Origin of the sequence: uncultured Roseobacter sp. (assembly GCF_947496515.1) — a bacterium.
GTDB lineage: Bacteria > Pseudomonadota > Alphaproteobacteria > Rhodobacterales > Rhodobacteraceae > Roseobacter.
This window is the reverse complement of sequence record NZ_CANMDB010000001.1, coordinates 570,155-583,105: the sequence shown is the minus strand read 5'-3', so window position 1 is coordinate 583,105 and position 12,951 is coordinate 570,155. Positions and strand designations below refer to the sequence as shown.

Annotated in this window: 12 protein-coding genes; 10 read left to right on the top strand and 2 right to left on the bottom strand. The window is 61.7% G+C overall.

The features are described 5' to 3' along the window. The first annotated feature begins 2 nt into the window (after positions 1-2). The 3 genes from Q1A53_RS02890 (at position 3) to Q1A53_RS02880 (ending at position 4,291) form a co-directional block, all read left to right on the top strand. Positions 3-275: a hypothetical protein gene (locus tag Q1A53_RS02890; RefSeq protein WP_299962729.1), complete on the top strand. Its 273-nt coding sequence runs from the start codon at positions 3-5 to the stop codon at positions 273-275. Further along, positions 272-2,965 carry a sensor histidine kinase gene (locus Q1A53_RS02885; RefSeq protein ID WP_299962727.1) on the top strand — a complete coding sequence of 898 codons (2,694 nt, stop codon included), beginning with the start codon at positions 272-274 and terminating at the stop codon, positions 2,963-2,965. The genes Q1A53_RS02890 and Q1A53_RS02885 overlap by 4 nt, the downstream gene beginning before the upstream one ends. Positions 2,966-3,145: 180 nt before the next feature. After that, positions 3,146-4,291 carry a flagellar motor switch protein FliM gene (locus tag Q1A53_RS02880; protein ID WP_299962724.1) on the top strand — a complete coding sequence of 382 codons (1,146 nt, stop codon included), beginning with the start codon at positions 3,146-3,148 and terminating at the stop codon, positions 4,289-4,291. 1,035 nt (positions 4,292-5,326) lie between these two features. On the opposite strand, the gene Q1A53_RS02875 is transcribed toward Q1A53_RS02880, so the two are convergent. Continuing rightward, entirely contained in the window at positions 5,327-6,559 is a 1,233-nt protein-coding gene (locus Q1A53_RS02875; RefSeq protein WP_299962722.1) for a multidrug effflux MFS transporter, read from the bottom strand. 181 nt (positions 6,560-6,740) lie between these two features. Between Q1A53_RS02875 and Q1A53_RS02870 the strand changes: the two genes are divergently transcribed. The 7 genes from Q1A53_RS02870 (at position 6,741) to Q1A53_RS02840 (ending at position 12,394) form a co-directional block, all read left to right on the top strand. Next, positions 6,741-8,273, top strand: coding sequence for an acyl-CoA carboxylase subunit beta (locus tag Q1A53_RS02870; protein ID WP_299962721.1), 1,533 nt, complete (start codon positions 6,741-6,743; stop codon positions 8,271-8,273). 53 nt (positions 8,274-8,326) lie between these two features. Beyond that, positions 8,327-8,590: a Rho termination factor gene (locus Q1A53_RS02865; protein ID WP_299962719.1), complete on the top strand. Its 264-nt coding sequence runs from the start codon at positions 8,327-8,329 to the stop codon at positions 8,588-8,590. Then, positions 8,587-8,973, top strand: coding sequence for a DUF6497 family protein (locus Q1A53_RS02860; RefSeq protein WP_299962717.1), 387 nt, complete (start codon positions 8,587-8,589; stop codon positions 8,971-8,973). Before Q1A53_RS02865 ends, Q1A53_RS02860 begins: the two co-directional genes overlap by 4 nt. 184 nt (positions 8,974-9,157) lie before the next feature. After that, positions 9,158-9,295 carry a hypothetical protein gene (locus tag Q1A53_RS02855; RefSeq protein WP_299962715.1) on the top strand — a complete coding sequence of 46 codons (138 nt, stop codon included), beginning with the start codon at positions 9,158-9,160 and terminating at the stop codon, positions 9,293-9,295. A gap of 78 nt (positions 9,296-9,373) precedes the next feature. Next, positions 9,374-9,730, top strand: a complete 357-nt coding sequence (locus tag Q1A53_RS02850; protein ID WP_299962713.1) for a hypothetical protein — start codon at positions 9,374-9,376, stop codon at positions 9,728-9,730. Between the two features lie 289 nt (positions 9,731-10,019). Further along, positions 10,020-10,226 (top strand): hypothetical protein, encoded by a 207-nt coding sequence (locus Q1A53_RS02845; RefSeq protein ID WP_299962711.1) that lies wholly within the window; start codon positions 10,020-10,022, stop codon positions 10,224-10,226. Positions 10,227-10,351: 125 nt separating this feature from the next. Beyond that, the gene (locus Q1A53_RS02840; RefSeq protein WP_299962709.1) at positions 10,352-12,394 is read left to right on the top strand and encodes an acetyl/propionyl/methylcrotonyl-CoA carboxylase subunit alpha; all 2,043 of its coding nucleotides are present in this window, start codon (positions 10,352-10,354) and stop codon (positions 12,392-12,394) included. A gap of 13 nt (positions 12,395-12,407) precedes the next feature. Here the strand turns inward: Q1A53_RS02840 and Q1A53_RS02835 are convergent, their stop codons facing one another. After that, positions 12,408-12,872, bottom strand: coding sequence for a DUF4174 domain-containing protein (locus tag Q1A53_RS02835; protein WP_299962707.1), 465 nt, complete (start codon positions 12,870-12,872; stop codon positions 12,408-12,410). Between the last annotated feature and the right edge of the window lie 79 nt (positions 12,873-12,951).

Below are 12,951 nucleotides of genomic sequence, written 5' to 3'. Positions count from 1 at the left end.
CCATGGGGCGCCGGACCTCGCCGCTCTTTCTGGAGCGCGGCAGCTACCGGTTGCGGCGATTGCTCGATGCGGTGCGGCTTTTGGTCTTTGTGGGGGCGGGGCTGTGGATGATCCCGCTGCTGTGGCCGTCTGACGGCGCGGGCGCGGTGCCCATGTCACGGGCGCTTCTCTACGTCTTCAGCGTCTGGGCGCTGTTGATCGTGGCCGCGGGGCTGCTGGTCCACCGGATGCCGCAGAGCCCTGAGCAGGCAGACGCCGGGGAAGGCGCGCCGTGACCTCGCTCAACCTGCTGGTGGCGGTCTCGCTGGCTTATGTGGTCCTGCTTTTTGCGGTGGCCTTTGCCGCCGACCGCGCCGCCAGCCGGGGACAGGGTGCGTGGTTCCTGCGCTCGCCGCTGATCTATACGCTGTCGCTGTCGATCTATTGCACGGCCTGGACGTTTTACGGCGCGGTGGGCTATGCGGCGCGCTCGGGTCTGGAGTATGTGACGATCTATCTGGGGCCCAGTCTGGTGATGGTGGGCTGGTGGTGGGTTCTGCGACGTCTCGTGCGCATCGGACGCAGCCTCAAGGTCACCTCCATCGCGGATTTGATCTCATCGCGCTACGGCAAATCCAACGGTCTCGCCGTGGTGGTGACGTTGATGGCCGTGATCGGGGTGACGCCCTATATCGCCCTGCAGTTGCAGTCCGTGACCGCGTCGCTGTCGATCTTTGCCATGGCCGGGCAGCCGGGGGGAACGGGGTCCGTGTCGGAAGGCGCTGCTGGGTTCTGGATCGCTCTGGGACTTGCGGTCTTCACCGTGATCTTCGGGACGCGCAATCTCAACGTGAACGAACGCCAGCATGGGATCGTCACGGCAGTGGCGGTCGAGGCCGTGGTCAAGCTGATCGCGCTCCTGTCTGTGGGTGCTTTCGTCGTCTGGGGCATCGCGGGCGGCGTCGGAGAGACGCTGGCGCGCATCGACGCCTCCTCCTTGGGCAGCTGGCAGATGGACGGCAGTCGGTGGATGGCGCTGACCTTCGTGTCGGCGGCGGCGTTTGTGTGTTTGCCGCGGATGTTTCAGGTCATGGTGGTGGAGAACGACGACGAGCGGCACCTGCAAATCGCCAGCTGGGCCTTTCCGCTCTACCTGATGCTGATGAGCCTCTTTGTGGTGCCCATCGCGGTGATCGGCCTTGATCTGCTGCCCGCGGGCGCCAATCCGGATTTTTTCGTGCTGAGCCTGCCGCTCAGCCAGGGGCGCGAGGGGCTCGCGATGCTCAGCTTTTTGGGCGGGTTTTCCTCCGCAACCTCGATGGTCATCGTGGCGACCCTCGCGCTGTCAACGATGGTGTCGAACCATATGGTGATGCCGGTATTTCTGTACTACCGGCAGGGCAGCGCCACCCAGTCGGGCGACGTGCGACAGGTCGTGCTGTTGTCGCGGCGGCTGGCGGTATTGGCCATCATCGGGTTTGGGTACATCTATTATCGGCTTTCAGGTGGGTCGGCAGCGCTGGCGGCAATCGGGCTGATCTCTTTTGCGGGGGTGGCGCAGTTTCTGCCGGCGATGCTGGGCGGGATTTTCTGGCGCGGAGCCACGCGGGCGGGGGCCGTTGCGGGGCTCGGCATCGGTTTTGCGATCTGGATCTTTACCATGCTGCTGCCCAGTTTTGGTGTGGGCGCGGCACTGGGCGCGCAGATCTTTGACGCGGGGCTATGGGGCCTGGGCTGGTTGCGGCCCCATGCGCTCTTTGGTATCACCGGTCTTGATCCGACGGTCCATGCGGTGCTGTGGAGCCTGTTGCTCAATACGGTCGCTTTCGTGGGTGTCTCTTTGATCAGCTTTCCGCATCCGATGGAACGGCTGCAGGGCGCGCAGTTCGTCAACGTCTTTGATCACGCGGTCAAGACCCGGGGCTGGCAGGCGCCCGATGCCGAGAGCGAGGATCTGATGGTCATGGCGCAGCGGATCCTCGGCGCGGAGGAAGCACAGGCGCTGTTCCGGGCAGAGGCGGAAGCCCAGGGTCAGGGGGCCTATCTGCCGGAGCCGACGGTGGCCTTTCTGCAGCGGTTGGAGCGGGAGCTGGCGGGCGCCGTTGGTGGTGCCACGGCGCATGCGATGATCGGTCAGATTGTGGGCGGTGCCGCGGTATCGGTGCAGGAATTGCTGGCGGTTGCGGACGAATCCGCGCAGATCCTCGAGTATTCCAACCAGCTGGAAGCCAAGTCCCGGGAGCTCAGCCAGACCGCGGCGCAGCTGCGCGATGCCAATGACAAGCTCGTCCAGCTGAGCGATCAGAAAGACGCGTTCCTCAGCCAGATCAGCCACGAGCTGCGCACGCCGATGACGTCGATCCGCGCTTTTTCCGAGATCCTGCGTGACGCAGACAGTCTGAGCCTGCGCGAGCAGCGCAAATACGCGGACATCATCCATGTGGAAGCGATCCGTCTGACCCGGTTGCTGGATGACCTGCTTGACCTCAGCGTGCTGGAGAACGGTCAGGTGACGCTCAACCAGCAGTCTGGCCGGCTGTCGGATCTGCTGGACCGGGCCATTGCCACGGCAGAGGCCAGCGCGCCGCGGCCGGTCGCGATCCGCCGCAGGTACGTGGATGAAACGGTGATGCTGGAGACGGATCTGGACCGGCTGAGCCAGGTCTTTATCAACCTGATCTCCAACGCCCAGAAATACTGCGAGGCCGAGGTGCCCGAGCTGCGGATCGAGGTAGGAACCCAGGCGGGGCACACCACCGTGGATTTCATCGACAACGGTGCGGGAATTGACAAGCCGGTGCGGGAGGTGATTTTCGAGAAGTTCAGCCGGATTGGGGCACAGGATGGCAACGGTGCGGGTCTGGGCCTGGCCATTTGTCGCGAGATCATGATGCGTTTGGGCGGCGACATACGATATCTTGATGGCACGGGCGGCACGGCCTTCCGCGTGACGCTGCCCGAAGCGGCGGCCATGGCAGCGCAATAAGCATGACGGGCATGGTCTTGGTCGCTGCGGCATAAAGGCAATCGTAACCATTGGCCCTTATTCGATGCTCAAGCGGATCCCGGTGCGTGCGCATGGCGCCGGGTGCAGGGACAAGGGCCACGAATGTCAGTTTTGCAGCGCAAGGCGCAAGCCGGAAAAAAGGAGCATCAGGCACGGGCCATGACCGTGCCTAAAGCGCTGCGTGTGAGCCTGGCAAAGGTGGCCGATACTGATTTCGATATGGCGATGGTCGTGATCGGCATCACGCAGGAATGCTGCGATGGCTCGGACCTTGAGGAAAAGCTCGACGATACGCACCTGATGATGCTGATGGATGGGCCCGCGGGAACCACGGCCGGGGCGATGGTCGGGCCGGAACTGGTTGGCGCGATGATCCAGCAACAGACCACCGGGTCCGTCGGTCAAACCGCGCCGGAGCCGCGTTCCCTGACGGCGACTGATGCAGCACTCTGCGCACCACTGGTCGACGGGCTTTTCAAACGTGCGTACTCCTTGCTGGATGCCAAGGATGACCGCGAGCTGCTCGCACCGTTTGAGTTCGGTGCCCGGGTTGAAAGCGCGCGCCTCTTTGCCCTGGCGCTCGATGCTCAGGAATATACGCTGATCAAGCTGACGGTTGATGTCGCGGGCGGCGCCTTCCAATCAGGCCTGATGTTGCTGTTGCCGGTCCCGGGTACCCACGCCGAAGAGCCGATTGAGCCTTCCGACCCGCTCGGCGAACCCGTCCCCCCAAAGCGGAACCTGGGCAGCAGCATGATGGCCGTGAATGCCGACCTCACTGCGGTGCTGGGCCGGTTGCGCCTGCCGTTGTCAAAGATCAAGGGTTTCGCCGTTGGGGATGTGTTGACCCTTCGTCCCGATGCCTTTGACACGGTGGAGATTGTCTCCATAACGGGTCGTACGATCCGCAAGGGCGTCATGGGTCAGATGGACGGTCAGCGCGCGATCCAGTTGGAGGCCCCCAAAAGCGCCAAGATCAGCAAGCCGGGCGGTGACACCGGCGCAACCCTCGCTGATCTGCCCGACAGTGGGGCGCTTGCATCGCTGGATCCGGCCGAGCCCGAGGGCCTCCCTGATTTGCCAAGTTTTGACGCGCAACCGGATGAAGGCGGGCTGCCGGAACTCCCCGATTTGCCGGATCTGCCCGATCTTGATGGTCCGGGCGATACCGAGAGCTCAGAGGAAACGCCGGATTTGCCGGATCTCCCTGACCTGCCGGATCTACCAGATCTGCCCGACCTGCCGGATCTGGACAGCGACGACCTGCCACCACTCGACGACCTGCCCGATATTAAGACTGCCTAAGGGCAGACCACACAGCTGTTGGTCGGGGATCGCCCTACGATGGAGAATTTACGATCAAAAAAGGCAACCGGTGCGGAGCGATTACATCCATGCTCGGCTTCATAACCGACACCAATTGCAGGATCGATCCACGCAACCGGACCCATTCGGCTCCCCGATCATCGCTGTCACTCTCTGATTGGCATGCTCTGGTCAGATCCCCCGTACGAGCTGAAGACCGTCGAGGCGGTCGAAAGGCTGGTTCGGTTTTGCCAGCCTGGCGGCGGTTCGGTTCATGAGCAAAAGAGCAGGGCATGACCGCCCCACCGGCAAAAAAACTCAAGCTCAGCGCCCGGTTATCTGGCGCGTCAACGACATCTGACGGCACAAGAGCACATACCGTAATCGGCGTATCTCACTTGCAGTCAGTGACGGAAAAGATTTGGTGCGATGCGGCAAGATGAGATGCGCCGTCGGGCCCGTGCCACTTGCAAAACCCGTCCTGAACCAAACAGACCGCGTGGGGTCAGCTTGCCCGCCATCCGTCTGTTGCTTTCACAAGGTTGCATTGGCGCTGCCGAACCGTTTCATCACCGGTCCCCAAGGAAATCGAACGGGAGATCTCAGCGCATGATGGAAGGTTGCTTTGCCGCTCTAGCGAAAGGATCTGATCTGCCGGCTTACGAAGCTGTCTCAGCTGCCAAGACATGGTGGGCCGGTCACTGAAAGATCTTGCCGCAGTCAGTCCCCAGATCGCTAGGTTGGCTTGCCGAACGGTGCTGATGCTCTGAGCGATCTCGAAATAGGCCCTGCACTGTCCGGACCCGTAGACGGCTCCTCATGAGGCCAGGGGTGGTGGGTCCTCACGTCTTGGCGGTTCCTCTGAGGCACTGCTAGCTGGTATATTTCAGTTTTTGGATAACCTACCGGACCGGGTGGCAGCTCCTATTCTGGCTATCAGTGTCGCTTGAGGCCTGGTTGTCATAGGGCATCAATCAGATCTCTGATCGTGCGTCCGCTCAGAAGCTCCCAGTAGGTACTGATGGAACTCCTGTGCTAACTATGGGCGCGTGCTTGTCTGGCCAGGCGACGCTCACGCCGGTAGACAACCAGGATGGCGGTAACGGCCGCGACAGACGTGGCCGCCATGATGTAGAGCAAAGGCAGCGCTCCCGTTTCCGGTGTGAGCAGCTTGCCTGCAAGCACGCTGAGCGCGCCTCCGCCGCCGATCATGATCGCGCCGCCCAGGCCCGATGCGGAACCTGCGAGATGGGGTCGGACCGACAGCATGCCCGCGGTGGCGTTGGGGATCACCAGCCCGTTGCCCAAACCCACAAAGACCATCAGGCCAAAAAAGCTGAGCGCTGTGCCCTGTCCGATCAGGAACAAAGATAGGGAGAGCAGCATGCCGCCCGCGTTGATGAGGCTGCCGATCAGGATCAGCCGGTTTACGCCCGCGCGCTGTGCGATGAGCCCCGTCAGCATGTTGCCGAAGAAATAGCCCACAGCCGGCGCGCCGAAGTAGACGCCCACCCAGAAGGGCGACATCCCGAATACGACTTCGCCCACGAATGAGCCGCCGCCGAGATAGGCAAAGAAGGCACCCGAGCAGAAGGCCGCGGAGAGCGAGTAGCCCCAGAACCGCGGCGAACACAGCAGTTCGGGGTACTCGCGAAACTGCTCGGGCAGGGTCTTGCCGCTTTGCTGTGCCGTCTCGCCCTGATCGGCCCAGGCCAGCCAAAGTGTCATGGCTCCGAGTAGCAGAAATGCCCAGAAGTTCGCCCGCCATCCAAAGAGCTCATCCAGCAAGCCGCCGATCATCGGGGCCACCATGGGCACCAGCGCCATCCCCATGGTCACATAGCCGATCATGGATGCCGCCTTGTCCTGCGCAAACATATCCCGCACCGTCGCGCGGCTGAGCACCATGGCCACCGCCACGGTGGCCTGGCACATGCGAAAGAACAGAAACATCGTGGCGTTGGTGGCAAGGATGCAGCCGATGGTCGCCAGCAGAAAAATGAAAAGACCACCGAGCAACACGGGCCGCCGACCCAGCTTGTCGGACAGGGGACCGATGATAACCTGCAGAACCGCGCTGATCCCGAGATAGAGGCCCACCGACAGGTTCATCGTGCCGTAGTCTGTCTGGAAATCCTCAGCCATGTTCCGCAAGCTGGGCAGAAACATGTTCATGACCATCGCGGACATGCCTGCCAACAGGATGAGTGTCGCGATATGCGGTGGGGTGGAACGGTCCAGAAACCGCACATCGGGAGTTGATCGCATATCGGTAAAGTATACTACTTCAACGGGTTGTCCACGAAAGGTGCTCCGCTGATCGGGAAAAATTTGCAACTTTGCAGTTTGCAAATTGATGACTGCATAAGCTTTGCAAATTAGCGAAAAAGCGCTACGCTCGGCGGTTCTTCTCCGATATGGTAGCGAAAATTGAATTTAGGGACCCGCCATGAAAGATATTTCCGACCAGCTTGAAGATCGTCGAGAGGATGCCCGGCTCGGCGGAGGCCAGCGGCGGATTGATGCGCAGCACGGGCGTGGTAAACTCACCGCGCGTGAAAGGGTCGATCTGCTGCTGGACGAAGGCAGCTTTGAAGAGTTCGACATGTTCGTGACGCACCGCTGTACCGATTTCGGGATGGAATCTCAGAAACCGGCAGGCGATGGTGTCGTGACCGGATGGGGCACGATCAATGGTCGGCTCGTGTATGTCTTCAGTCAGGACTTCACCGTGCTGGGCGGCTCGGTCTCCGAAACGCACGCCAAAAAGATCTGCAAGATCATGGATATGGCGATGCAGAATGGCGCACCGGTGATCGGGATCAACGATTCCGGCGGTGCGCGCATTCAGGAGGGCGTGGATTCGCTGGCGGGCTACGGCGACGTGTTTCAGCGCAACATCATGGCTTCCGGCGTGGTGCCGCAGATCAGCGTAATCATGGGCCCCTGCGCGGGCGGGGCTGTCTACTCGCCTGCCATGACGGATTTCATCTTTATGGTGAAGGACAGCTCTTACATGTTCGTCACGGGCCCTGATGTGGTCAAGACCGTCACCAACGAACATGTCACCGCGGAGGAGTTGGGCGGGGCAGGGACCCACACCAAGAAGTCCTCTGTCGCGGATGCGGCGTTTGAAAATGATGTGGAAGCTCTGGCCGAGGTTCGCAGGCTGGTGGATTTCCTGCCTGCCAACAATCGCGCCCGCCCACCGGTGCGACCCTTCTTTGATGATCCCGCGCGGATCGAGCCGTCGCTGGACACTTTGGTGCCCGAAAACCCCAACACGCCCTATGACATGAAAGAGCTGATCCTCAAGCTCGCGGATGAGGGCGATTTCTACGAGATCCAGGAAGCCTTTGCGGCAAACATCATCACCGGGTTCATCCGTCTGGAAGGGCGCACGGTGGGGGTGGTGGCCAATCAGCCGATGGTGCTGGCGGGGTGCCTCGATATCGACAGCTCGCGCAAGGCGGCGCGTTTCGTCCGGTTCTGCGACGCCTTCGAGATCCCGATCCTGACCCTGATTGACGTCCCGGGCTTCCTGCCTGGCACCAGCCAGGAATATGGCGGGGTGATCAAACATGGGGCGAAACTGCTCTTTGCCTACGGTGAGGCGACCGTGCCCATGGTGACGGTCATCACGCGCAAAGCCTACGGCGGGGCCTATGTGGTGATGGCGTCCAAACACTTGCAGGCGGATTTCAACTATGCCTGGCCGACCGCAGAGATCGCTGTGATGGGCGCCAAGGGGGCGACGGAGATCCTGCACCGCGGTGATTTGGGGGATGCACAGAAGACGGCGCAGCACACGGCTGATTACGAAGCGCGTTTTGCCAATCCCTTTGTCGCGGCGGAGCGTGGGTTTGTGGACGAAGTCATTCAGCCGCGCAGTACCCGAAAGCGGGTTGCGCGTGCCTTTGCCAGCCTGCGAAACAAGCAGGCCCAGACGCCCTGGAAGAAACACGACAACATACCTCTCTGAGGTGCAGGGAACCGCAATGGCACGGCTGGCGTTCGCTCCGAAAGGAGCATCATATGACCAAGGATCACGGCAAGAGCGTCAAGGACGATGCCACCTACGAGGCATTGCGCGCGGATGGCGCTTCCAAGGAAAAGGCAGCGCGCATCGCCAATGCAAAAGCCTCAAAGGACATGGATCCATCGCGAAAAGGGGGCAAAGCTCCACCTTACGAGGAGTGGACCAGGGAAGATCTCTACGAGCGTGCGCAGGAAATCGGCATCGACGGGCGTTCAAAGATGGACAAATCCGGGTTGATCGACGCCTTGCGCAACCATTGACGCGCGGGCTGGCGGTGGCGATCTGGGCCGCCAGCGTCGGGAGCGCTTGGGCACTGGACGTGCCCTCAGGTCAGCCCATCCATCTGCACGAGGTGATTGCCGATACGGTGGGCACCGAGATATGGCTCCGGTTTCGTTTCATCGCGCCAGAGATCGCGCGTGACGGGGGCAGCGTCGATTTTGCGATGGCCGAGCCGGATTTCGAGCATCTGTGCCACACGGTGAGCTTGCCGTACATCGCTGCAAGTGATGTGAGCCCCGACATGGCGGTGATTACCTTGCTTGACCGCGCCATTCCCTTTGGCACGACCGATCCTGAGACAACCCAGTTTGTCGAGGTTTTCCGGGTGAGCGCGGGGGCGTGTGTATGGGAAGGTGTCTGAGCGTGTCTGCCCAGTCTCCGGTTTGGCGGAAAGCCGCGGATGGGCAGGCTGTGCCCGCGTTTCCATTCTGTGCCGTAGTGTCTAACGTTGCGCAGGGTACGCCGGACAGTGCGGCCATTCAACATGCGCCCGGTGAGGGCTTTTCGGAGTGGGGCCAGGCGCATCCCTCTAATAGGAGAAACAGATGTCGAAGAGCATCAAAATACTGGCAGCCCTTGGCTTTATCGCCGTCGTGGCCGCCTGCGCACGCGAGCAGGAAGAATTCGTCGTGGTCGAACCGGAACCGATTTCAAGCGAGCCGGTTCAAAGCGGCAAGCTCTGATCACGATCTCGGGGCAGGGTGGGGGTGTTGCGACCCCACTTACCTGTCTGCGCCGGCAGCGTCGCTGCGGAGGCCAAGATGCTGAAACATCGTGGTTTTCCCGGACGTTTGCCGGGCACCGACTATCAATTTACCCTGCGCAGGTTCAACCCGCGCGGGGTAACCCCACTGACCCGACGTGAACGTTTCCGGGACAGAAAGCCCGCTGATCGCCGCGCAGACGCAGCGTTTTTCGCGGCGTTGTGGGAGCATTTTGGTCCAGACCCCTTTGAGCGCGGCAATCTTGATGCGGGACGTCTGTCCTGGCTCTTCGAGCGTGAAGTTGTCCCGGCAACTGACCCCTTCGATCCAGCTGACTACGAGGCTCTTCTGGTCATTGATGAAGCGGTAGCGCGCCGGTCGTTTCCAGAGGTTTTCGGGGAGGCATCGGCATGATCCCGCCTGTTTTGCCCCTCAACCGGCGGGTACCGGCCCATTCTGTGAGCTCTGGTGTGAAACCGGTAGACGATGCAACCGACGCGGGTATTGTGGTTCGAGCAGGCACACGCGACTATCCCCGCACCGTGCCTGCGTACACTATTCGTACCCCTTCCCCTGGCGGGCAGTGCAACGCGCAAGCGACTGGACTGCCCGCTTTTTTCTTGGGCTCTCGGCAGGCGCGGAACCCCGTGCGCGCGGGCGGCGTTAACCATTTGTGGAAATGGGAACCGAAAGGATTAGAACCATGCCAGTCAAAAAGTTTCTTCTCGCCATTGCGGCCTGTGCCGGTCTTGCGGCCTGCGGTGACACCTTGGGCCAACAAGCCGCGGGCGGTGCGGCCATCGGCGCCGGTGCCAGCGTCATCACCGGCAACGGGGTGCTCGAAGGAGCGGCCATCGGTGCGGCAGGCAATGTCGCTTACTGCCAGCTCAACCCCGGACGCTGTAACTAGCGGTTACCACGGGCGCACCGAGCGCGCATCAAAACATCTTAGATCCCAGCCGTGCGCCTCCGGGCGCGCGGTTTTTTTACGTGCCGGACCGGGTGCCTCCCGATCCCTTCTCAGAAAGCCTGATCATGTTCGATAAGATCCTCATCGCCAACCGCGGCGAGATTGCCTGCCGCGTTATCAAGACTGCCCGCAAGATAGGGATCAGTACCGTGGCAATCTATTCGGACGCGGACAAGCAAGCGCTGCACGTGCAGATGGCCGATGAGGCGGTGCACATTGGCCCGGCGCCCGCCAACCAATCCTACATCGTCATCGACAAGGTGATGGAGGCCGTTCGCAGCTCTGGCGCGCAGGCGGTGCACCCGGGCTACGGGTTCCTTTCCGAGAATGCGAAATTTGCCGAAGCGCTGGCGGCGGCCGGTGTCGCCTTTATCGGGCCGCCCAAAGGCGCGATCGAGGCCATGGGCGACAAGATCACATCCAAGAAGATCGCGCAGGAGGCGGGCGTCTCCACCGTACCCGGCTACATGGGCCTCATTGAGGATGCCGACGAGGCGGTGAAGATCTCGGGTGAGATCGGCTATCCGGTGATGCTCAAGGCTTCGGCGGGCGGTGGCGGCAAGGGCATGCGCATCGCCTGGAATGACGAAGAGGCCCGCGAGGGGTTTCAGTCTTCCAAGAACGAGGCGGCGAACTCCTTTGGCGATGACCGCATCTTTATCGAGAAATTTGTGACGCAGCCGCGGCATATCGAAATACAGGTGCTGTGCGATACCCATGGCAACGGCATCTATCTGGGCGAGCGGGAGTGTTCGATCCAGCGCCGCAACCAGAAGGTAGTGGAGGAGGCGCCGAGCCCGTTCCTCGACGCCGCGACCCGCAAGGCCATGGGCGAGCAGGCGGTCTCACTGGCGCAGGCGGTGGGCTACGCAAGTGCTGGCACCGTGGAATTCATCGTTGATGGTGATAAGAATTTCTACTTCCTTGAGATGAACACACGGTTGCAGGTGGAGCACCCGGTGACCGAGTTGATCACGGGTGTGGATCTGGTGGAGCAGATGATCCGCGTGGCCAAGGGCGAGGCGCTGAGCATCACCCAGGACGATGTGACACTGACTGGCTGGGCCATCGAGAACCGACTCTATGCCGAGGATCCCTACCGCGGCTTTTTGCCGTCCATCGGTCGCCTGACCCGCTACCGCCCGCCGCAGGAGATCGCCGCGGGGCCGTTGCTGGTGAACGACAAATGGCAAGGCGACGCGCCCGAGGGGGAGGCGGCGGTGCGCAACGACACTGGCGTCTACGAGGGCGGCGAGATCAGCATGTATTACGATCCGATGATCGCGAAGCTCTGCACCTGGGCGCCGACGCGGGATGCTGCCATCGAGGCGATGCGCGTGGCGCTGGACAGCTTTGAGGTGGAGGGCATCGGGCACAACCTGCCGTTCCTGTCCGCGGTGATGGATCACCCCAAGTTCACCTCCGGTGATATGACCACCGCCTTTATAGGCGAGGAGTATCCCGACGGGTTCGAAGGCGTGACCTTGCCCGAGGACGAGCTACAGCGGATCGCGGCAGCCTGCGCGGCCATGCATCGGGTGGCGGAGATCCGGCGCGCCCGGGTCTCGGGCCGGATGGACAACCACGAACGCAAAGTCGGCTCGGACTGGAACCTGCGCCTTCAGGGGCATGACTATGATGCGGTGATTGCCGCGGACCTTGAGGGGGCAACCGTGACCATCAATGGCAGCGATCTGCGTGTCACCAGCGACTGGACGCCGGGCGACCAGCTGGCACAATTGCAGGTCGGGGGGCGTCCGCTGGTGTTGAAGGTGGGCAAGATTTCGGGCGGTTTCCGTATCCGCACGCGGGGGGCTGACATCAAGGTCCACGTGCGCACTCCGCGGCAGGCGGAGCTGGCGCGCCGGATGCCGGAAAAACTGCCGCCCGACACCTCCAAGATGCTGCTCTGCCCGATGCCGGGCTTGGTGGTCAAGATGACTGTCGCCGTCGGCGACGAGGTTCAGGACGGTCAGGCACTCTGCACCATTGAGGCCATGAAGATGGAGAATATCCTGCGTGCAGAACGCAAGGGCACGGTGGCCAAGATCAACGCGGGCGAGGGCGACAGCCTCGCCGTTGATGATGTGATCATGGAATTCGAGTGATCCGCGTTGCGCCCTATCCTGGCACGTCCTCGCGGGCGCGCTCTTTGGCTTCGCGGATCTCGCGCTGGCGCATGGGCATCTTGTCGATGCTGCGGCTGATCTCGCGCACGTCCCACGGAAAGGGTTTGCGCAGTTTCACGCCGCCGTCCTTGCCGATGATCACCAGCATGAATTCGCGCGGGCGCAGTTTGCGGCGCAGATCGGACATCGCCTCGGGGTCAGTATCGGTGATCACGACCACATCGCGTTCGATCAGATCATTGGGTCGTTGGCGCAGCAGCCGCATCTGTTCGTCAAATGCGGGGTTGTCCTCGCTGTCGGCAAAGACGACGATGGGGCGGTTTTTCCATTTGAATTGGTTCAAATTCACCTCATCCATGGTGGTAAACAGCTCCGGCATCGGTTCCGGCTCCGCGGTTTGCGCGGCACCGGTGTTGGCAAAAAAGCAAGCCATAACAATGGGTAATATGGGTTTCATCGCGCCTCCTGTGTTGTGTTATATAGGGGTGTTGCAGAGGTTTGCGATGTCAAATGCACGCAAATTCACCATTAAATCA

Excerpts from the sequence above, each read along its gene's own strand:
- Q1A53_RS02890 (WP_299962729.1), top strand. The coding sequence starts at position 3 with ATGGGGCGCCGGACCTCGCCGCTCTTTCTGGAGCGCGGCAGCTACCGG.
- Q1A53_RS02880 (WP_299962724.1), top strand. The coding sequence starts at position 3,146 with ATGACCGTGCCTAAAGCGCTGCGTGTGAGCCTGGCAAAGGTGGCCGAT.
- Q1A53_RS02875 (WP_299962722.1), bottom strand. The coding sequence starts at position 6,559 with ATGCGATCAACTCCCGATGTGCGGTTTCTGGACCGTTCCACCCCACCG.
- Q1A53_RS02870 (WP_299962721.1), top strand. The coding sequence starts at position 6,741 with ATGAAAGATATTTCCGACCAGCTTGAAGATCGTCGAGAGGATGCCCGG.
- Q1A53_RS02865 (WP_299962719.1), top strand. The coding sequence starts at position 8,327 with ATGACCAAGGATCACGGCAAGAGCGTCAAGGACGATGCCACCTACGAG.
- Q1A53_RS02855 (WP_299962715.1), top strand. The coding sequence starts at position 9,158 with ATGTCGAAGAGCATCAAAATACTGGCAGCCCTTGGCTTTATCGCCGTC.
- Q1A53_RS02850 (WP_299962713.1), top strand. The coding sequence starts at position 9,374 with ATGCTGAAACATCGTGGTTTTCCCGGACGTTTGCCGGGCACCGACTAT.
- Q1A53_RS02845 (WP_299962711.1), top strand. The coding sequence starts at position 10,020 with ATGCCAGTCAAAAAGTTTCTTCTCGCCATTGCGGCCTGTGCCGGTCTT.
- Q1A53_RS02840 (WP_299962709.1), top strand. The coding sequence starts at position 10,352 with ATGTTCGATAAGATCCTCATCGCCAACCGCGGCGAGATTGCCTGCCGC.
- Q1A53_RS02835 (WP_299962707.1), bottom strand. The coding sequence starts at position 12,872 with ATGAAACCCATATTACCCATTGTTATGGCTTGCTTTTTTGCCAACACC.